Origin of the sequence: Lutibacter citreus, from assembly GCF_003260195.1 — a bacterium.
GTDB classification, from domain to species: domain Bacteria; phylum Bacteroidota; class Bacteroidia; order Flavobacteriales; family Flavobacteriaceae; genus Lutibacter; species Lutibacter citreus.
The window spans coordinates 695,155-713,802 of record NZ_QEIH01000002.1; the positions used below are offsets into that span (position 1 = coordinate 695,155).

The following is an 18,648-nucleotide window of genomic DNA, read 5'->3' on the forward strand; positions in this document are numbered from 1 at the left end:
TATTAAATCACGTTAAATTAAAGGGGATATTAAAAATTAATACCGTTAATTTCTATTACTCTTTTAATTTGTGGTGCATATTTTTTAATTGTTGCTTCTACTCCGTTTTTCAAAGTCATTTGATTTACAGAACAACCCAAACAAGCTCCTTCTAATTGCACGCTTACAGTGTCATTAGTAATTTCTACTAATGATATGTTGCCTCCATCTGCTTCTAAAAAAGGTCTTATCTCTTGTAGGGCAGTTTCTACTTTTATTTTAAGTTCTTCTGGATTCATAAATTAGTTTGTGCTACATCCACTCATGGTAGAAATTCTTACAACATCTGTTGGTGGTAAATCTTTATTTCTTTTTACTAATTGTGTTAAAGTATTTTTAGTTATTTCTGAAAAAGCTTTTTCTATTGGCGAATTTTCTTGCAATGCTGCAGGATGACCAACGTCACCTGATTCACGAATACTTTGTACTAACGGAATTTCACCTAAAAATGCTGCTTCAATATCTTCAGCTAAATTTTTAGCTCCATCTTGTCCAAATATATAATATTTATTGTTTGGAAGTTCAGCAGGAGTAAAGTAACTCATGTTTTCAACTATACCAAGAACTGGTACATTAATACTTTCTTGTTTAAACATTGCAACTCCTTTTTTAGCATCGGCTAAAGCTATGTTTTGAGGTGTACTAACAATTACAGCACCAGTTACTGGTACAGATTGTACAATTGATAAGTGAATATCTCCTGTTCCTGGAGGTAAATCAATTAAAAGGAAATCTAATTCTCCCCAATGTGCATCAAAAATCATTTGATTTAATGCTTTTGAAGCCATTGCTCCTCTCCAAATAACGGCTTGATTAGCATCTGTAAAAAATCCTAATGAAAGAATTTTTACACCGTAACTTTCAACTGGTTGCATTTTTGAGCGACCATCAATTTCAATAGATAATGGTTTTGCATTTGCAACATCAAACATTAAATGTGTTGATGGTCCATATACATCGGCATCTAAAATACCAACTTTAAATCCCATTTTTTGCAAAGAAATAGCCATATTTGCTGTTACGGTAGATTTTCCTACCCCACCTTTTCCTGATGCAATTGCAATAATATTTTGAATTCCTGGTACTTTTGGTTTTTCAGGTTTAAAAGGCTCATTTTTAGTTTCAGATGTAACGTTTACTTTTACGTCAGCTTTTTGATCCACATGTTGGTGAATAGCTTTCATAATCTCAACTTCAACCTTCTTCTTAGCTTGTAAACTTGGGTTTGCAATTGTAACATCAACAATTATTTCTTTGTCAAATGTTACTATATTCTTTACAGACTCACTTTCAATTAAACTTTTTCCTTCTCCCGGAGCGGTAATGGATTCAAGTGCTTTTAATATATCATTTTTGTTATAACTCATAATTCTTTATGTAAAATCATTCTAAACAACAAAGATACAGAGTTCTAATGAATATCTAAAAGATAAGATTAAAAAAGAAGTGTTTGCTAAGTTACAGATAAAAGCTAACTAAGTTACAGGTAGTTCTTTATACGGGTCCCAAAACACCTTTTCAAAATTTTGAATTTGATTTTCCTTTACAATAATGCCTTCGTTCTCTAATAATTGTTGCATTAAGTTTGTGCCATCAAAATGCTGTTTACCTGTTAAAAGACCTTTTCTGTTTACAACTCTATGAGCAGGAATTTCTTCCATATTGTGTGAAGAGTTCATAGCCCAACCAACCATTCGAGCAGATTTAGCAGCTCCTAAATATTTGGCAATTGCTCCATAACTAGTTACTCTGCCAAACGGGATTTGTTTGGCAACTTTATAGACCTTTTGAAAAAAATTATCGTTTTCCATTCGTTAAATATTAATAACGAACTCTAAATTTAATGTAAGTTATAGGTTTGTTAACCTCTAAATACTGACTTTCATAAAAAGTTTGTGTTGAGATAACTTCCTCTGGTGAGTGCGCATTTTTATAGATGTCATGATGGGCATATATTACTTCATGTCCAGCTCCGTGCAATAATCCTAAAGTGTACCCATGCATAAACTCGCTATCGGTTTTAAGATTTACAAAACCATCTGGTTTTAACACATGATGGTATTTTTTTAAGAATTCAGCATTTGTCATTCTATGCTTTGTTCTTGTGTATTTTATTTGAGGGTCAGGGAAAGTAATCCAAATTTCATCAATTTCATTTTCTGCAAAAATAAAATCTACCAATTCAATTTGAGTTCGAATAAAAGCAACGTTTGTTAGGTTTTCTTCAATTGCTGTTTTAGCTCCGCGCCAAAATCTAGCACCTTTAATATCAATACCAATATAATTAATATTAGGATTTTTACGAGCTAGCGCAATTGTATATTCACCTTTTCCACACCCAAGTTCTAAAACAATTGGATTGTTATTGTTAAAAAAAGTATTCCATTTTCCTTTTTTTGAAAATCCTTCCAAAACTTCTTCTCGAGTTGGTTGAATTACATTAGGAAAAGTTTCGTTTTCACGAAATCTTTTAAGTTTATTTTTGCTTCCCAAAAGTATTGATTTTTATAAAGGATAAAGAAATGAAAATAGTTTGGAAATTACTCGTTTCCAGCTTTTTTGTATTTTCTAATTTCGCCAATCCAATAAAGCATTGCAATAAAGGCAATTAAAATAAAAACAGCGCTAATACTGTTTTGAATCCACCAATTATCCATAGTTCTTATGTTATGGTAAGGAACGAATAAAACATTTGTGAAAAAATCTCCTATCGCTTTAAAAATATTGTTTGCAATCATTTCTTAGTTATATTTACAGGCAAAAGTATGAAATATAGTAATGATAGCAAATTTTTTTAATAAAACTAAACCAGTAATCGTTGTTAATCTATTAATACTCTTCACAGTATTTTATATTATTTCAACTTTTTTAACGCAATTTGTAGAATTTTCATTAGCCGTAATATCTTCAAAATTTGCATTGTTGGTTGGTTTTATATTTATGTTTTTGGTAATTAATTTTATTTTAAAAAAAAATAGTTTAACAAATGATAATTCTTTTACGTTGCTTATTTTAATACTATTTTTAGTTACATTTTATGAGACTCTAAATTCTGAAAAGTTCTTTTTCTCTAACCTTTTCTTATTATTTGCTTTTAGAAAGGTTTATAGTTTAAATTCTGGTTTTTATACTAACTTAAAATTATTTGATGCAGCATTTTGGATTGGAATTTCATCCTTATTTTATTTTTGGAGTATATTGTTTATACCTTTAATATACTTAGCAATGTTTATTTACCGAAAAGTTAATGTGAAAAAATTATTTATTCCTATAATTGGATGTGCTGCGCCAATATTTGTTTTTTTTACTTACTATTTTTACTTTGATAAGATGGAAGTTTTTTATAGTGCTTTTAATTTCAATTATAACTTGAATTTTGGAAGTTATAATGCGCTAAATCTTTTAATTCCAATTACTTTGTTAATTACTTTGTTAATTTGGTGTGTTGTTTTTTTAGCACCTAAAGTAGCGTTAATGAGTAACCAATTTAAATTGGGTTGGCAGGTGTTAATTGCTCATTTATTAATTTCTATTGCAGTGGTTATTTTATCTCCTATAAAAAATGGTTCCGAAATATGGTTTATGTTGTTACCATCTTCAATTATAATTACCAATTTTTTACAGAAAACAGGATCTGAAACTTTTAAAAATGTGATTTTGTATTTACTGCTGTCAGTATCTGTATTAGTCTATTTTTTATAGTTTTACACCATAAGCTAAATCGCCAGCATCTCCTAAACCAGGAACAATATACCCCTTTTCATTAAGTTTATTATCAACTGTAGCAATCCATAATTTAGTTTCAGCAGGTAAATGTTTTTCAATTAATTTAATACCATCATTTGAGCCAATAACGCAAGCTACATGAATTTCTTTAGGTGTACCATTCTTTTTTAAAGCTTCAAAAACACTCACTAAAGATTGTCCAGTAGCTAACATAGGATCTGCTAAGATTAACGTTTTTCCTTCTAAACTAGGTGAAGCAAAATATTCAACTTTAATTTCAAACTTTTGATCAGATATGTGTTTTCTATATGCAGATATAAATGCATTCTCTGCGTGGTCAAAATAATTAAGTAACCCATTATGTAAAGGTAGTCCAGCTCTTAAAATAGAACATAGAACAATATCTTTTTTTGGTAATTCTATTGTTTTAGTGCCAAGTGGTGTTTTAGTCTCAACTTTTTCATAAATTAAAGTTTGGCTCATTTCATAAGCAATAACTTCACCTATTCTTTCAATATTTCGTCTAAATCGTAACGAATCTTTTTGAATTACTTCATCTCTAATTTCAGAAATAAATTTATTTAGTATAGTTTTTTTTGAGTCTAAAATGTTGACAATCATATTTAAGTATTTTCAGCAAAAATAAAACTTTAATTTGAGATTGTTAATGTATCAATTAATTTAATTTTTGTATATTTCAATCAGAATATTTAAATTGTTTATTAATTAAAAAAAAGAAAAAAGGATGGGATTATTTTCATTTATTAAAAATGCTGGAGCGAAAGTTTTTGGTATTGGAAAAACAACTGAAGAAGAAGCTGCCGAAGCTGCGATGGAAGCGGCTGAATTGGCTAAATTAAAAGCTGGTAAATTATCTGGAGCTGTTGAAGCTTTAGGTTTTGAAGTGTTAGACTTAAACATTGAAGTAGATGGCGACAATGCTATCATTTGGGGGCAAGCTAATTCTCAAGAAACAAAAGAGAAAGTGATTTTAGTTGTTGGTAATACTGAAGGTATTGCAACTGTTGATGATAGAATGTCTGTTGAAGTTGAAGAGCCAGAGGCTCAGTTTCATACTGTTGCTAAAGGTGATTACTTAAGTAAAATTGCAAAAAAATATTATGGAGATGCTATGAAGTATCCTGTGATTTTTGAAGCGAATAAACCAATGCTTACAGATCCAGATAAAATTTATCCAGGGCAAGTATTAAGAATACCTGCTTTAGACTAAATATTAAAAAAAACAAAAGACTGTCTAAAAACAAAAGGCAGTCTTTTTTTTGTTAAAACTTCTAAGATTTAGAATTAATCTTCACTTTCCTGCTTTTTTATTAAAATTGATTTATAAAATTAAACTTATATCCAAACGCAAATGGATAAAATAGTCCTTTTATAATAAAATGCATTAAATTTGCCTAAATTTTCATATTATATGATACAATCAATGACAGGTTACGGCAAGACCGTATTACAATTACCAACAAAAAAAATTACGATTGAACTTAAATCGTTAAATAGCAAAAATTTAGATTTAAATGTCCGCATTCCTCAATATTATAGAGAAAAGGAATTATACATTCGTAAAAAATTAGCATCTTTTTTGGTAAGGGGAAAAGTTGACTTTTCAATTTATATTGAAAATAATGGAGGTGAACTTTCTTCAAATGTAAATGAAACTGTTGTAAAACAATATATGAGTCAATTAAGAAATGTTGTTGATTCAAATGAAGTAGAATTACTAAAAATGGCTATAAAAATGCCAGATTCTTTAAAACAAGAACGTGAAGAATTAGATGAACAAGAATGGCATCAGATAAACAAAACTATAGATGAGACAATTGTAAAAATTAATCAATATAGAATTGATGAAGGTGGAGTTTTACTTGAAGATTTTGAGTTAAGAATTGGCAATATTGAGAAGCTATTAAAAAAAGTAATTGAGATAGATCCAAAAAGAGTAGAGCAGGTTAAAGAAAAACTTAGAAAATCTATTGCAGAGTTAGAAACTAAAATAGATGAAAATAGGTTTGAACAAGAACTTATTTATTATATTGAAAAACTAGATATAACGGAAGAGAAAGTTCGTTTAAAAAATCATTTAGAGTATTTTCTAAAAGAATTAAAATCCTCTGATTCAAATGGGAAAAAACTAGGTTTTATAACTCAAGAAATTGGGAGAGAAATTAATACAATTGGATCTAAATCAAATTTTGCAGAAATGCAAAAGTGTGTAGTTCAGATGAAAGACGAGTTAGAAAAAATAAAAGAACAAAACTTAAACGTATTGTAAATGACGAAAAAGGAAGGGAAACTTATTGTTTTTTCAGCACCTTCAGGTTCAGGTAAAACAACAATTGTACATCATTTGTTAAAGCAAGATGAGCTTAATTTAGATTTTTCTATTTCAGCAACTTCACGAAATAGTAGAGGTGAAGAAATAAATGGAAAAGATTACTATTTTATTTCAGCAGAAGAGTTTAAAAATCATATTGAAAAGGATAATTTTATTGAGTGGGAAGAAGTTTACACGGATAATTTTTACGGTACTTTAAAAAAGGAAGTGGAAAGAATTTGGGAGCTAGGCAAACATGTAATTTTTGATATTGATGTTATTGGAGGTTTAAACATTAAAAATAAATTTTCAGAAAATACACTTGCCATTTTTGTACAGCCACCATCTATTGAAGAAATGGAGCGTAGATTAAGAGGTAGAAAAACTGATAGCGAAGAGAAAATTAAAGAGCGAGTAGCAAAAGCAGAAAAGGAAATGAAATATGCTAAGGATTTTGATGTTGTTTTAGTTAATGATGATTTAGATCTTGCAAAAAAATCTGCTTATAATTTAGTTGAAAAATTCACAAAATAAATGAAGGTAGGCTTATTTTTTGGAACTTTTAATCCAATTCATGTGGGGCATATGATTATAGCAAATTATATGGCTGAATTTTCCGATTTAGATGAAGTATGGTTTGTTATTACGCCTTTAAGTCCTTTTAAAAAGAAAAAGTCTATACTTGATAATATACATAGATTGGCTATTACTAATGTTGCAGTAGAGAATTACAGAAAGTTAAAAACTTCTGATATTGAATTTAAGCTTCCTCAGCCAAATTATACAATAAATACATTAATTCATATAGAAGAAAAATATCCAGAACATCAATTCTGTTTAATTATGGGAGAGGATAATTTAAAAGGTTTTCATAAATGGAAAAATTATAAAACTATTTTAAAAAATTATGAATTGTATGTGTACCCAAGAATTTCAGATGGAAAAACAGAAAGTGAGCTTTTAACGCATCCAAAAGTCCATAGAATAGATGCGCCAATAGTACAAATTTCATCAACTTTTATTAGAAAATCAATAAAAGATAAAAAAGACATAAGTACAATGTTACCAGCTGATGTATGGAAGTATGTTGATGAAATGAACTTCTATAAATAATAATTTTAGCTTACTTTTAACACTAATTGATTTATAGTTAGAAATTATTCTCATAAAAATTCGTTGTATATTTGCTTATTGAGAAAATATGTCAGAAAAACCTAAAAATAAACTAAAATTTCGGCAGAAATTAATTAATAAATACCGGCTTGTAGTTTTAAATGAAGATACTTTTGAAGAGAAATTATCATTTAAATTAACAAGGCTGAATGTGTTTATATTTAGTGGTTTGTTTTCTATTTTACTTGTTGTAGGAACCATTTTTTTGATTGCATTTACGCAACTTCGTGAATATATCCCTGGATATTCCTCAACAGCACTTAAACGAAATGCAACTAACCTTATTTATAAAGTAGATTCACTAGAACAGGTTATAGATGTAAATAATGCCTATTTGCAAAAAGTAAGAGAAGTTTTAACTGGTGATATTTCCGAAGATAAATTTAACAAAGATTCAATTTTAAGTGTAATTCATTATAATAAAGATTCATTAAATTTAAACCCTACTCAAGAGGAAATGGAGTTTAGATTAGATGTTGAAAGTGAAGACAGATACAGTATTTTTGATGAAGCCTCTAAAGGCTCTGAAGTTGTATTCTTTGCTCCTGTTACAGGAACTATAACAGATGGATATAACCAAGAAAATAAACATTTTGCTGTTGATATTGCTGTAGAACTAGGAACACCTGTTAAATCAGTTGCTGATGGTACAGTGTTGTTTGCAGCTTGGACTCCAGATACCGGACATGTTATTATTGTAAAACATGCAGGAGGATTTACCTCTGTTTATAAGCACAATACAGCATTGCATAAAGAACAAGGAGACCTAGTACTCTCAGGAGAAGTTATAGCTTCAGCTGGAAATACAGGCGAATTTAGTACAGGACCTCATTTACATTTTGAACTATGGAATGAAGGATATCCTGTGAACCCAACCAATTATATTGATTTTGAATAAGGATGAATATTAAATCTATATTAGCAAAACCATTTGCAAAAAGAGTTGCATTAAGATTTTTAAAGCAAAGTAAAAATGCTGTAAAAACGCAACAAAAAGTATTTAAAAAAATAATTTCTCAAGCCGAGAGCACTGTTTTTGGTAAAGATCATAATTTTAGTGAAATAAAGTCTTACCAAGATTTTAAAGCACAAGTACCTATTAATGATTATGAAGGATTAAAACCTTATGTAGATAGGGTTGTTAACGGTGAGCCTGATGTGTTGTGGAAAGGAAAACCTTTATATTTTGCAAAAACTTCAGGTACAACTTCAGGTACAAAATATATTCCTTTAACAAAAGAGTCCATGCCTATGCATATTAAAGCTGCTCGTAATGCACTTTTAATGTATATAAATGAGACTAAAAACACCAATTTTTTAAACGGGAAGATGATTTTTTTACAAGGAAGTCCAGAACTTCAGAAAAAAAATGGAATTAACATTGGTCGTTTATCAGGAATCACTGCTCATTATGTACCACAATATTTAACAAAAAACAGATTGCCAAGTTGGGAAACAAATTGTATTGAAGATTGGGAGCAAAAAGTAGAAGCAGTTGTTGATGAAACAATAAATGAAGATATGACACTTATTGGAGGTATTCCTCCCTGGGTACAAATGTATTTTGAGAGAATTGTGGAGCGCACTGGTAAAAAAGTAGGAGAGGTGTTTCCTAACTTTAACTTGTTTGCATACGGAGGTGTTAATTATGAGCCTTATAGAAATAAATTTGAAGAATTGATTGGCCGAAAAGTTGATACTATTGAAATGTATCCTGCTTCAGAAGGTTTTATAGCTTATCAAGATTCGCAAACAGAAAAAGGAATGATGCTTTTAGTTAATAATGGTATTTTTTATGAGTTTATTCCTTCAGAAGAATTTTTTAATGAAAACCCAACAAGAATCTCACTTAAAGATGTAAAAGTTGGTGTTAATTATGTTATTATTTTAAATACAAATGCAGGGCTTTGGGGTTATAATATTGGTGATACTATTGAATTTTTATCTGTAAATCCACCACGAATTGTTGTAACAGGAAGAATTAAACATTTTATTTCAGCATTTGGAGAACATGTTATTGGTAAGGAAGTAGAAGATTCAATTAATTTTAATACCATAAATACTGAAATTAGAGTAAGTGAATTTACAGTTGCTCCACAAATTACACCTAAAGATGGTTTGCCATATCATGAATGGTTTATTGAGTTTAATCAAAAACCTGAAAATATAGATGATTTTGCAAGTAAAATTGATGCTACATTACAACAGCAAAATAGCTATTATTTTGATCTAATTGAAGGGAAAGTTTTGCAACCCTTAAAAATTACAGTGATTAAAAAAGGGGGATTTAATAGTTATATGAAATCGGTTGGTAAATTAGGAGGTCAAAACAAAGTGCCAAGGTTATCTAATGACAGAAAAATTGCAGATGAACTTGTTAAATTTAAAGAATAAATAAACGAGTACGTTAACCTTTTTATCACCTAAGGTTCATTAATTAAGAACACCATGCCTGTGTTGAGCGTAGTTTAAATGAGACTGATAAAAAATAATAAAATAAGCAAATGAAAGTAGTTTCAGTTAATTTAGGAGAAAAAAGAGCCATAAACTATAAAGGGAAAATAGTAGAGACTGGCATATTTAAATATCCTGTTAAAGATTTCATTTTTTTAGGAGAAGAAGATGTAGAGAATGACTCGGTTATTGATAGAAAATATCACGGAGGAATTGAAAAGGCTGTTTATGCTTATTCTGAAAGTCATTATAAATATTGGCAAGAATTGTATCCAGATCTAGATTGGCATTATGGTATATTTGGAGAAAACCTTACAATTACTAATTTAGAAGAAACAAAAATAAAAGCAGGAACACAATATAAAATTGGAAATGCAATTATAGAGGTAACTAAACCACGAGAACCATGTATGAAATTGGGTTTAGTGTTTAAAACTCAAAATGTTTTAAAACAATTTTGGAACTCAACAAAAAGTGGTATTTATTTTAAAGTACTACAAGTAGGAGAAGTAAAAGCTGGTGATGAATTAGTTTTACTTAAAGAAGCAGTTAATACATCTACAATTGCTGAAATATATAACACTAAGAAGTCTTAAATAAAATCTTATAATGTAAAAAGGGTACTGTAAATTACAGTACCCTTTTTTTAATATAAAAGAAAGTTTGGTTTATTTCTTCGATAATAAATCTCTTATTTCAGCTAATAAATCTTCTTGAGAAGGTCCTTTTGGAGCTTCTGGAGCAGGTTCTTCAACTTTTTTCATTTTGTTAACTCCTTTTACAACTAGGAACATTACAAAAGCAACAATAATAAAGTCAATAACATTAGTAATAAAATCACCATAAAGCACAGCAACTTCACCTACAACTTTACCAGCTTCGTCTGCAACTCCATCTTTCACAATGTATTTTAAGTCTTTTAAATCTGAATTAAATATTAATCCGATTAGTGGAGAAACAATTCCTCCTGTAAATGATGTAACTACAGCTTTAAATGCAGCACCCATTACAAAACCTACTGCAATGTCAATAAGGTTACCCTTCATTGCAAAATCTTTAAATTCTTTTAACATTCCCATTTTTTTAAATTTTAATTTCTTTGGCTAATATATTAAAAAAACCCTATACTTTTTAACTTTTTTTTAACACTCTCTTTATACGTTGTGAAATAGCAGTTAATATTTCATAAGAAATAGTATTAGAGGCTTTAGCTAATTCTTCAATATGAAATTGATCTTTATAAACAATTACTTCATCACCTTCTTCACAATCTATATTAGAAATGTTTACCATAATCATATCCATACAGACATTTCCAATAATTACAGCTTTTTTGTTATTTATGTAAACAAAACCTTTACCATTACTTAGCTGTCTTGATATACCATCTGCATGTCCAATAGGTATTGTGGCAGTTTTTACGGTAGTAGCTGCTTTAAATGCGCGGTTATAACCTACTGTCTCACCTTTTTCAATAATATGAATTTGAGAGATTATAGATTTTAATGTATTTACGTTTTTTAGCTCAGCGGTTATATTATGTTCATTTCCAAAACCATGTAAACCAATTCCTAAACGTACCATTTCAAATTGAGCTTCTTTGGCGTAATTAATAATACCAGAAGTATTAAGCATATGTCTAAAAGGCGTATTTGATAATAAAGAAATAAATTTATTAGATAATTCTTTAAAGTTTTTTATTTGTTGAATTGTGAATTTTCTCTCATTTAAATCTTCACTTGCAGCAATATGAGAAAATACAGAAGTTACTTTAACAGCAGTTTGTTCAGATATTATTTTAGCTATTTCAATAATGTTTTTTTCTGAAAACCCTAATCTATTTAAGCCAGTATTAAACTTTATATGAATTGGATAGTTTTCAATATTTAGTTCCTTAGCTTTATCAATAAAGGCTTTTAATATTTTAGTTGAATAAATACTAGGTTCTAAATTATAAGCTATAATTTTTTCAATATTTACTTTTAAAGGGTGCAATACCAGTATTGGTATTTTTATACCAGCTTTACGAAGAGCAATACCTTCATCTAAATAAGCAACAGCAAAATAATTAACCTTATGCTCTAGATGTTTTGCAATTTCAACTGAACTTGATCCATATCCAAATGCTTTAACTACAGCTAAAATTTTTGTCTTTGGATTTAATTTAGATTTAAAAAAATTTAAATTAAAATCTATAGCTTTTAAATCTATTTCAACAAAAGTAACATGATTATTTTCCATCATTCTTTGCTGCTTTATCTTTTTTTTCAGCCTGTATAGCTTTAAAGTAAGCTGCACGGCTTAAAGGTTCATATTCTTGAGTTTCTCCTAATAAAACAAGGTCGTCACTAGCCGCTTTTCTATGACTAAAATGCGCTAAATTTCCTGTTCTTGTACAAACTGCATGAACTTTAGTTACATATTCAGCCGTTGCCATAAGAGCTGGCATTGGTCCAAAAGGATTGCCTTTAAAATCCATGTCTAAACCGGCAACAATTACCCGTATTCCTCTATTAGCTAAATCGTTACAAACAGCAACAATTTCATCGTCAAAAAATTGAGCTTCATCAATACCAACAACTTGAACGTCAGTAGCTAAAAGCCTAATATTTCCAGAAGAAGGAACAGGGGTTGAACGAATTTCATTTGCATCATGCGAAACAACATTATCCTCGTCATAGCGTGTATCTATAGCGGGTTTAAATATTTCGACTTTTTGTTTTGCGAATTTAGCACGTTTTAATCTGCGAATCAGTTCTTCAGTTTTTCCTGAGAACATAGAGCCACAAATAACTTCAATCCAGCCAAATTGTTCAGTATGATTTACAGTATTTTCAAGAAACATTTTGTAATTTCACCATTCAAAGGTTATTTATTAATTTTTTAAAACGAATGCAATAACAAAAATTATATTTTTTCGCATTAAATTCTTAAAATTGTAAAACAGAATTTCTGTTTTCAAATTCTTACAAATTTATTAAAAATAACATACCAAAAATCAATAAATAGATCAACTTATGCACAAAAAAGTAGAAGCCGAATTAGTTAGCTTGGCAAACAGTATTTTACAAATGAAAAATAGAGAAAATGTAAATGAACTGCATAAAAAGTCACTAGAGATTTATGAGAAATTGTCCGTTTTAAAGTTTGTTGATGCTTATATAAATTCTTCATCTGATGAAATTTTAATTAAAAATGAAGAAATTGTTAAAGATGAGCCAAAAATAGTTGAAGAAGTAATTAAAAAAGAAACCCCTATAGTTGAATTAGAAAGTAAAGCAGAAGTAACTTCTGAAGTAATTCCTGAAGTTGCTAAAGAAATAGAACCAGAAGACGTAAAGTTAGAACCTGAGATAGAACCAATTATAGAAGTAGAGGCAGAGGTAGAAGTAGAAATGGAAATAGAAGAGCCTGTAATTAATACTATTGAAAAAATAATTGAAAATGAAGAAAAGGTTTCTATAGAAAATGAAGTTAAAGACTCTCCTATTATACAAGTTTCATTAGAAGAAGAGTTTAAAGATGCCATTTCAGCGGATGTTGCAACAAGTCTTTTTGAAAAAGCAACAGCTGAAAATCCTGTAATTGAAGCTCCAAAAGAAGTGAAAAGTAGATCTTTAAACGATACCTTATTTAAGAATAATTTACAAGTGGGTTTAAATGATAGAATTGCATTTGTAAAATATTTATTTGATGGAAGTCAGGAAGATTTTAATAGAGTTGTTTCACAATTAAATAGTTTTAAGGTAGAGCTAGATGCTAAAAACTTTCTAACAGAATTTGTAAAACCAGATTATGATTGGAGCGGAAAGGAAGAATATGAAGAAAGATTAATAAATTTAATTGAACGGAAATTTATGTAATAGAAATGAATTATAAATTGCTCGAAAAAGAATTAAAAAAAAGAACTAAAATTGAATATGCTTGGGGTAGAAAACAGAATGATTTTTTTGATAGAAATACAAATTTTATTTATAAAATAAGCTCATTTGAGGAACTTCAAAAAAAATTGGAATCAAATTTTCAATCGAAACCTAATTTTATTGAATTTCAAAATTATGCCTTAAACCGCTGGTATAACTTTTGGTCTGCAAAGGCAGTTGAGGCTGCTTTTTGTGAGCATCCAAAAGTTAAACAACACTCTAATTTAAAAGATAAATATGTGGATTTCTATATTTCAGAGATTCCATTTGACCATAAAACAACTGTGTTTCCAAAAGGTTTTAATAAATCTGTACCATATGGGCATTTTCATAAGAGAGAGCTTATTGAATGGTTATATAAAAATCAAAGTCAACAACAACGCAAGCATTTGAAAAATAGAATTTTTATTGTTTTAGTTAATTATGAAAATGATAATAAACATTGGAAACTTAAGGCTGAAATTTTATGGCTACAACAGATAATTTCAAACTATTTAACTACTTTTGATCTTCAAGATTTAGAAACCTTTTATTTTGAAAATAAAGTAGTAAAGTCTGATATAATTTGGGCGGTAAAATAAATTTTAAATTCTTTAAGTGAATTATATAGGTTCAAAAAATAAACTTTCGTCATTTATACTTCAAACTATTTCAGAAACAGTTCAAGAGGATTTGAATTCATTTGTATTTTGTGATTTATTTGCGGGTACTGGGATTGTTGGAAGAACATTTAAAACCTTTGTTAAACAAGTGATTTCTAATGATACAGAATATTATAGTTATGTGTTAAACAGAAACTATATTGGAAATTATAAAGATAAAGATTATTCAGAAATAGTATCAACTCTTAATGAAGTTGAAGGTGTTGAAGGCTTCATCTTTCAAAATTATTGTGAAAATGGAAATGCAGATAGGTTGTATTTCTCTGAAGAAAATGGTAAGAAAATTGATGCCATAAGAATTCAAATTGAATTGTTAAAGAGTAATAATAAAATAGATGAGGATACTTATTATTTTTTATTGTGTTCCTTAATTGAAAGTGCAGATAAAGTAGCAAATACGGCTTCAGTTTACGGTGCTTATTTAAAACAACTTAAAAAGTCAGCTCAAAAACCTTTAATATTTGCTCCAGCTAATTTTATTAAAACCAAAAACCAGCATAAAGTTTTTAATAAAGATGCAAATTCTTTAATTAAAGAAATATATGGTGATATTTTATATTTGGATCCACCATATAATGCACGTCAATATGGTTCAAACTACCATTTATTAACAACAATTGCGAGATATGATACTTTTATTCCGAAGGGAAAAACGGGTTTAAGAGACTATTATAAATCTTCATATTGTAAAAAAAATGAAGTTAAAAATTCTTTCGAAGAGTTGGTTAAAAACGCTAACTTTAAATACATTTTTTTAAGCTATAATAATGAAGGTTTAATGAGTGAAGAAGACGTAAAAAATATTATGTCTAAATATGGGGTTTATAGCTTAGAATCTAAAAAATATCAGCGATTTAAGGCTGATAAAACTGAAAATAGAAATCATAAAGCAACAGAAACAGTTGAATATTTACATATTTTAGAAAAACATGGATAAAAATACAGCTCAACAAAATTATATTTTCTGTATGAAGTGGGGAACTTTATATGGGGCAGAGTACGTAAACAGATTATATTCAATGGTTAAAAATAACCTGACTTACAATTTTAAAATGGTTTGTTTTACCGATGATGAAAAGGGAATAATAGATGAGGTTGATTGTTACCCAATTCCCGAAATTAACTTAGATAATAACCTTCCTGAAAGAATGTGGAAAAAACTAACCACCCTAAAGGAAGATTTATATGGTTTGGAAGGAAGAGCATTATTTTTAGATTTAGATATTGTGATTGTTGATAATATAGATTGCTTTTTTGATATTGAAGGTGAATTTAGAATTATAAAAGATCATAGTTGGAGAAGCTGGAGAATTACGGGGAACTCATCTGTTTACAGATTTGATATTGGTAAACATGGTTATGTTTTTGATGATTTTATTGCAAACTCAGATAAGGCGCTTAAAGAACATAGAAATGAGCAAGAATATTTAACTCATGCAATTAACAATAAAGGTAAATTGCAATATTGGCCAAAAGAATGGTGTCCAAGTTTTAAATATGATTGTTCTTCTCGTTTTCCATTGGCATTTTGGAAAACACCAAAAATAACAGAAGGTTCAAAAATTATTATTTTTCACGGAGAAATTAATCCACATAAAGCAATTAAAGGTGGTTGGGGAAAATGGTATCGTTATGTTCCTGCGGCTCCTTGGGTTGAAAAATATTGGAAATAGTTACTAAAACATAAAAAAGCCTCGCATTGCGAGGCTTTTTTATTAGTTATTTTAATACTAATTACATTTTCATTAACCAGTTTTTTACATCAACTTCTTCTTTTATTAATGCTTTCACTTCAGAAATTTTCACTCGTTGTTGTTCCATAGTATCTCTATGGCGTATTGTAACAGAATCATCATTTAAAGTATCATGATCTACAGTAATACAAAAAGGTGTTCCGTTAGCATCTTGTCTTCTATAACGTCTACCAACCGCATCTTTTTCATCATAAGTAACGTTAAAGTCCCATTTTAAATCTTCAACAATTTTTTTAGCTACTTCAGGTAAACCATCTTTTTTAACTAAAGGTAAAATGGCTGCTTTTGTTGGAGCTAAAACTGCTGGTAATTTTAATACCGTTCTTGTTGTTCCATTTTCTAATTCTTCCTCTTGCAAAGAGTTAGAGAAAACAGCTAAAAACATTCTATCTAAACCAATAGAAGTTTCAACTACATATGGCACATAACGTTCGTTAATTTCAGGATCGAAATATTGTAATTTTTTTCCTGAATGTTCTTGGTGTGCTTTTAAATCGAAATCTGTTCGAGAATGAATTCCTTCTAATTCTTTAAATCCAAAAGGGAAACGGAATTCAATATCAGCTGCAGCATCTGCATAATGAGCTAATTTATCGTGATCGTGAAAACGGTAGTTGTCTTTACCTAATCCTAATGATAAGTGCCATTTTAAACGTGTTTCTTTCCATTGCTCATACCATTCTTTTTGAGTGCCAGGACGTACAAAAAATTGCATTTCCATTTGTTCAAATTCACGCATACGGAATATGAATTGACGTGCAACTATCTCATTTCTAAATGCTTTTCCGGTTTGGGCGATTCCAAAAGGAATTTTCATTCTACCAGTTTTTTGAACATTTAAAAAGTTTACAAATATACCTTGTGCTGTTTCTGGACGTAAATATAAATCCATAGCTGTATCTGCTGAAGCTCCTAATTTGGTACCAAACATTAAGTTAAATTGCTTAACATCTGTCCAGTTTTTAGAACCTGATAGTGGACAACCAATTTCTAATTCTTCAATTAAAGCTTTTACATCAGCTAAATCTTCATTTTCTAAAGATTTACCCATACGTTGTAAAATTGCATCTCCTTTTTCTTTATAACCAACAACACGAGGGTTTGTGGCTAAAAATTGTTCTTTATCAAAAGAATCTCCAAAACGTTTTGCCGCTTTAGCCACTTCTTTTTCAATTTTAGTATCTAATTTACCAACATAGTCTTCAATTAAAACATCTGCTCTATATCTTTTTTTAGAATCTTTATTATCTATTAAAGGATCATTAAAAGCATCTACATGGCCAGAAGCTTTCCAGGTTGTTGGGTGCATAAAAATTGCAGCATCTAAACCAACAATGTTATCATGCATCTGCACCATTGCTTTCCACCAGTAATCTCTAATGTTTTTCTTTAACTCAACACCGTTTTGAGCATAGTCATATACTGCACTCAAACCATCGTAAATTTCACTAGATTGAAATACGTAACCGTATTCTTTTGCGTGTGAAACTACCTTTTTAAATTTATCTTCTTGATTTGCCATCCTGCAAAAATAAGAAAGCTTTTAATACCATAAAATAAAAAAGTGGAAATAGCCTAAACTATTTCCACTCTAATAACATTAAATATACTAATTTGGAGTTACTTGTTCTATTTTAGAGTAATTTGGGTTACTCCTACAATCCTATTTTCTACAAAAATGTTTACAAAGTAAACACCTCTTTCTATTAAGTCTCTATCAACTTCTACTAATGAAACAACATCTATTGCTTCATTTAAATAATTTATTGAAGACATGTCGCTATAACTAATCTGCTTACCATCTAATAGTGTAAGTTCTCCTTTGCTTGCAACAGTATTTCCAGTAGTAACATCCACAATTTGAATATAAACATTACGCTCACCTTGTTTGGTAATCTCATTTTTACCAATAGTGAAGTTAATTCTAAATGCATCTGTATTTCTTGCTCTTGAAGTTTCAGCTAATTTTCCACTTGAACGTTCTCGCATAGCTAAAATCTTAGCTGAATTTACTTTTAGCAAAGATCCAATTGCTACTTTTTCAGATAAATTTACATTTTCCATAGATAATGTATCATTAAAAGCTATTTGTCTAGAAATGTTAGCTCTAGCACTATCTAAATTTACAGTTAACATAGAATTAGCTCCAGTTAAAGAGTCTGTCATAAAAAACAGCCTTCTATTTGTTTCTTCTAATTTAGCAATTTGCTTTTTGTACCTGAAAATTAAATTAAGATTTGAAGATTTCAATCCTTTAATTGAATCTCTTAGAGCAATTATTCTATCTCTTTCAAAAGCCAATTCTTTAGACATTGATGTATTTTCACCAATTGCATTTTCATACTTCACAATCATATTGTCTAAATTCTGTTCAATTTCTTCTTTTTCAACCGTAATGGCATCTGTAAGCTTTTTGTTTTCATTCTTATTATAAAAAGTATAGGCCAGAGCTCCAACCAATAGTAATGCTAGAACTATTACAATTATTTTACTATTTGAACTACTTTTTTTTTCCATTGAATTAAATTTTAGGGGGTTGTTTTTAATAGAACGTAAAACATTCAATTAAATTATTATTAAATTAA

23 protein-coding genes are annotated in these 18,648 nt (G+C 29.1%); 12 read left to right on the forward strand and 11 right to left on the reverse strand.

Features of this window, described 5'->3' with window-relative positions:
* Window positions 1-29: 29 nt before the first annotated feature.
* The 5 genes from DAD81_RS06045 to DAD81_RS06065 form a co-directional block, all read right to left on the reverse strand.
* Window positions 30-278 (reverse strand): NifU family protein, encoded by a 249-nt coding sequence (locus DAD81_RS06045; protein ID WP_111707333.1) that lies wholly within the window; start codon window positions 276-278, stop codon window positions 30-32.
* A 3-nt stretch (window positions 279-281) separates the two neighbouring features.
* On the reverse strand, window positions 282-1,406 hold the full coding sequence (locus DAD81_RS06050) for an Mrp/NBP35 family ATP-binding protein (RefSeq protein WP_111707334.1): 1,125 nt from the start codon (window positions 1,404-1,406) through the stop codon (window positions 282-284).
* 108 nt (window positions 1,407-1,514) lie between these two features.
* Window positions 1,515-1,850: an MGMT family protein gene (locus DAD81_RS06055; protein WP_111707335.1), complete on the reverse strand. Its 336-nt coding sequence runs from the start codon at window positions 1,848-1,850 to the stop codon at window positions 1,515-1,517.
* A gap of 10 nt (window positions 1,851-1,860) precedes the next feature.
* Window positions 1,861-2,532 carry a tRNA (guanosine(46)-N7)-methyltransferase TrmB gene (trmB, locus tag DAD81_RS06060; RefSeq protein WP_111707336.1) on the reverse strand — a complete coding sequence of 224 codons (672 nt, stop codon included), beginning with the start codon at window positions 2,530-2,532 and terminating at the stop codon, window positions 1,861-1,863.
* A 47-nt stretch (window positions 2,533-2,579) separates the two neighbouring features.
* Window positions 2,580-2,777: a DUF6341 family protein gene (locus DAD81_RS06065; protein WP_111707337.1), complete on the reverse strand. Its 198-nt coding sequence runs from the start codon at window positions 2,775-2,777 to the stop codon at window positions 2,580-2,582.
* 40 nt (window positions 2,778-2,817) lie between these two features.
* Between DAD81_RS06065 and DAD81_RS06070 the strand changes: the two genes are divergently transcribed.
* The gene (locus DAD81_RS06070; RefSeq protein WP_111707338.1) at window positions 2,818-3,741 is read left to right on the forward strand and encodes a hypothetical protein; all 924 of its coding nucleotides are present in this window, start codon (window positions 2,818-2,820) and stop codon (window positions 3,739-3,741) included.
* On the opposite strand, the gene upp is transcribed toward DAD81_RS06070, so the two are convergent.
* Window positions 3,736-4,386 (reverse strand): uracil phosphoribosyltransferase, encoded by a 651-nt coding sequence (gene upp, locus DAD81_RS06075; protein ID WP_111707339.1) that lies wholly within the window; start codon window positions 4,384-4,386, stop codon window positions 3,736-3,738. The two genes, DAD81_RS06070 and upp, sit on opposite strands and share 6 nt — an antisense overlap.
* 124 nt (window positions 4,387-4,510) lie before the next feature.
* On the opposite strand from upp, the gene lysM reads away from it, so the two are divergent.
* From lysM to DAD81_RS06110, 7 genes are all read left to right on the forward strand, one after another.
* Window positions 4,511-4,996, forward strand: coding sequence for a peptidoglycan-binding protein LysM (gene lysM / locus DAD81_RS06080; protein WP_111707340.1), 486 nt, complete (start codon window positions 4,511-4,513; stop codon window positions 4,994-4,996).
* 201 nt (window positions 4,997-5,197) lie between these two features.
* Entirely contained in the window at window positions 5,198-6,055 is an 858-nt protein-coding gene (locus DAD81_RS06085; protein WP_111707341.1) for a YicC/YloC family endoribonuclease, read from the forward strand.
* Complete coding sequence (gmk, locus tag DAD81_RS06090) at window positions 6,056-6,631, forward strand: guanylate kinase (protein WP_111707342.1); 576 nt, start codon at window positions 6,056-6,058, stop codon at window positions 6,629-6,631.
* The gene (gene nadD, locus DAD81_RS06095) at window positions 6,632-7,210 is read left to right on the forward strand and encodes a nicotinate (nicotinamide) nucleotide adenylyltransferase (RefSeq protein WP_111707343.1); all 579 of its coding nucleotides are present in this window, start codon (window positions 6,632-6,634) and stop codon (window positions 7,208-7,210) included.
* Window positions 7,211-7,298: 88 nt separating this feature from the next.
* Window positions 7,299-8,168, forward strand: coding sequence for a M23 family metallopeptidase (locus DAD81_RS06100; protein WP_111707344.1), 870 nt, complete (start codon window positions 7,299-7,301; stop codon window positions 8,166-8,168).
* 2 nt (window positions 8,169-8,170) lie between these two features.
* On the forward strand, window positions 8,171-9,664 hold the full coding sequence (locus DAD81_RS06105) for a GH3 auxin-responsive promoter family protein (protein WP_111707345.1): 1,494 nt from the start codon (window positions 8,171-8,173) through the stop codon (window positions 9,662-9,664).
* A 110-nt stretch (window positions 9,665-9,774) separates the two neighbouring features.
* On the forward strand, window positions 9,775-10,320 hold the full coding sequence (locus tag DAD81_RS06110) for an MOSC domain-containing protein (protein ID WP_111707346.1): 546 nt from the start codon (window positions 9,775-9,777) through the stop codon (window positions 10,318-10,320).
* Window positions 10,321-10,392: 72 nt separating this feature from the next.
* Here DAD81_RS06110 and mscL read toward each other — a convergent pair whose 3' ends face one another.
* Genes mscL through DAD81_RS06125 form a run of 3 tightly spaced genes read right to left on the reverse strand, consistent with a single transcriptional unit; the run spans window position 10,393 to window position 12,569 of the window.
* Complete coding sequence (gene mscL / locus DAD81_RS06115; RefSeq protein ID WP_218939675.1) at window positions 10,393-10,797, reverse strand: large conductance mechanosensitive channel protein MscL; 405 nt, start codon at window positions 10,795-10,797, stop codon at window positions 10,393-10,395.
* A gap of 58 nt (window positions 10,798-10,855) precedes the next feature.
* On the reverse strand, window positions 10,856-11,965 hold the full coding sequence (alr, locus tag DAD81_RS06120) for an alanine racemase (RefSeq protein ID WP_111707348.1): 1,110 nt from the start codon (window positions 11,963-11,965) through the stop codon (window positions 10,856-10,858).
* Entirely contained in the window at window positions 11,955-12,569 is a 615-nt protein-coding gene (locus DAD81_RS06125; protein WP_111707349.1) for a thymidine kinase, read from the reverse strand. Before DAD81_RS06125 ends, alr begins: the two co-directional genes overlap by 11 nt.
* Window positions 12,570-12,741: 172 nt before the next feature.
* On the opposite strand from DAD81_RS06125, the gene DAD81_RS06130 reads away from it, so the two are divergent.
* The 4 genes from DAD81_RS06130 to DAD81_RS06145 are packed head-to-tail and all read left to right on the forward strand — an operon-like array spanning window position 12,742 to window position 15,982.
* Complete coding sequence (locus DAD81_RS06130; protein ID WP_111707350.1) at window positions 12,742-13,587, forward strand: hypothetical protein; 846 nt, start codon at window positions 12,742-12,744, stop codon at window positions 13,585-13,587.
* A gap of 5 nt (window positions 13,588-13,592) precedes the next feature.
* Entirely contained in the window at window positions 13,593-14,228 is a 636-nt protein-coding gene (locus DAD81_RS06135) for a hypothetical protein (RefSeq protein ID WP_111707351.1), read from the forward strand.
* 16 nt (window positions 14,229-14,244) lie between these two features.
* Window positions 14,245-15,246 carry a DNA adenine methylase gene (locus tag DAD81_RS06140; RefSeq protein ID WP_111707352.1) on the forward strand — a complete coding sequence of 334 codons (1,002 nt, stop codon included), beginning with the start codon at window positions 14,245-14,247 and terminating at the stop codon, window positions 15,244-15,246.
* Window positions 15,239-15,982 carry a glycosyltransferase gene (locus DAD81_RS06145; protein WP_111707353.1) on the forward strand — a complete coding sequence of 248 codons (744 nt, stop codon included), beginning with the start codon at window positions 15,239-15,241 and terminating at the stop codon, window positions 15,980-15,982. The genes DAD81_RS06140 and DAD81_RS06145 overlap by 8 nt, the downstream gene beginning before the upstream one ends.
* A gap of 61 nt (window positions 15,983-16,043) precedes the next feature.
* On the opposite strand, the gene DAD81_RS06150 is transcribed toward DAD81_RS06145, so the two are convergent.
* Window positions 16,044-17,585 carry a glycine--tRNA ligase gene (locus tag DAD81_RS06150; protein ID WP_111707354.1) on the reverse strand — a complete coding sequence of 514 codons (1,542 nt, stop codon included), beginning with the start codon at window positions 17,583-17,585 and terminating at the stop codon, window positions 16,044-16,046.
* A gap of 107 nt (window positions 17,586-17,692) precedes the next feature.
* Window positions 17,693-18,580 (reverse strand): hypothetical protein, encoded by an 888-nt coding sequence (locus DAD81_RS06155; protein WP_111707355.1) that lies wholly within the window; start codon window positions 18,578-18,580, stop codon window positions 17,693-17,695.
* Between the last annotated feature and the right edge of the window lie 68 nt (window positions 18,581-18,648).

Excerpts from the sequence above, each read along its gene's own strand:
- DAD81_RS06085 (WP_111707341.1), top strand. The coding sequence starts at position 5,198 with ATGATACAATCAATGACAGGTTACGGCAAGACCGTATTACAATTACCA.
- DAD81_RS06070 (WP_111707338.1), top strand. The coding sequence starts at position 2,818 with ATGATAGCAAATTTTTTTAATAAAACTAAACCAGTAATCGTTGTTAAT.
- lysM (WP_111707340.1), top strand. The coding sequence starts at position 4,511 with ATGGGATTATTTTCATTTATTAAAAATGCTGGAGCGAAAGTTTTTGGT.
- gmk (WP_111707342.1), top strand. The coding sequence starts at position 6,056 with ATGACGAAAAAGGAAGGGAAACTTATTGTTTTTTCAGCACCTTCAGGT.
- DAD81_RS06135 (WP_111707351.1), top strand. The coding sequence starts at position 13,593 with ATGAATTATAAATTGCTCGAAAAAGAATTAAAAAAAAGAACTAAAATT.
- alr (WP_111707348.1), bottom strand. The coding sequence starts at position 11,965 with ATGGAAAATAATCATGTTACTTTTGTTGAAATAGATTTAAAAGCTATA.
- DAD81_RS06150 (WP_111707354.1), bottom strand. The coding sequence starts at position 17,585 with ATGGCAAATCAAGAAGATAAATTTAAAAAGGTAGTTTCACACGCAAAA.
- DAD81_RS06055 (WP_111707335.1), bottom strand. The coding sequence starts at position 1,850 with ATGGAAAACGATAATTTTTTTCAAAAGGTCTATAAAGTTGCCAAACAA.
- DAD81_RS06105 (WP_111707345.1), top strand. The coding sequence starts at position 8,171 with ATGAATATTAAATCTATATTAGCAAAACCATTTGCAAAAAGAGTTGCA.
- mscL (WP_218939675.1), bottom strand. The coding sequence starts at position 10,797 with ATGTTAAAAGAATTTAAAGATTTTGCAATGAAGGGTAACCTTATTGAC.
- DAD81_RS06125 (WP_111707349.1), bottom strand. The coding sequence starts at position 12,569 with ATGTTTCTTGAAAATACTGTAAATCATACTGAACAATTTGGCTGGATT.
- DAD81_RS06050 (WP_111707334.1), bottom strand. The coding sequence starts at position 1,406 with ATGAGTTATAACAAAAATGATATATTAAAAGCACTTGAATCCATTACC.
- DAD81_RS06100 (WP_111707344.1), top strand. The coding sequence starts at position 7,299 with ATGTCAGAAAAACCTAAAAATAAACTAAAATTTCGGCAGAAATTAATT.
- nadD (WP_111707343.1), top strand. The coding sequence starts at position 6,632 with ATGAAGGTAGGCTTATTTTTTGGAACTTTTAATCCAATTCATGTGGGG.
- upp (WP_111707339.1), bottom strand. The coding sequence starts at position 4,386 with ATGATTGTCAACATTTTAGACTCAAAAAAAACTATACTAAATAAATTT.
- DAD81_RS06155 (WP_111707355.1), bottom strand. The coding sequence starts at position 18,580 with ATGGAAAAAAAAAGTAGTTCAAATAGTAAAATAATTGTAATAGTTCTA.
- DAD81_RS06065 (WP_111707337.1), bottom strand. The coding sequence starts at position 2,777 with ATGATTGCAAACAATATTTTTAAAGCGATAGGAGATTTTTTCACAAAT.
- DAD81_RS06145 (WP_111707353.1), top strand. The coding sequence starts at position 15,239 with ATGGATAAAAATACAGCTCAACAAAATTATATTTTCTGTATGAAGTGG.
- DAD81_RS06110 (WP_111707346.1), top strand. The coding sequence starts at position 9,775 with ATGAAAGTAGTTTCAGTTAATTTAGGAGAAAAAAGAGCCATAAACTAT.
- DAD81_RS06130 (WP_111707350.1), top strand. The coding sequence starts at position 12,742 with ATGCACAAAAAAGTAGAAGCCGAATTAGTTAGCTTGGCAAACAGTATT.
- DAD81_RS06045 (WP_111707333.1), bottom strand. The coding sequence starts at position 278 with ATGAATCCAGAAGAACTTAAAATAAAAGTAGAAACTGCCCTACAAGAG.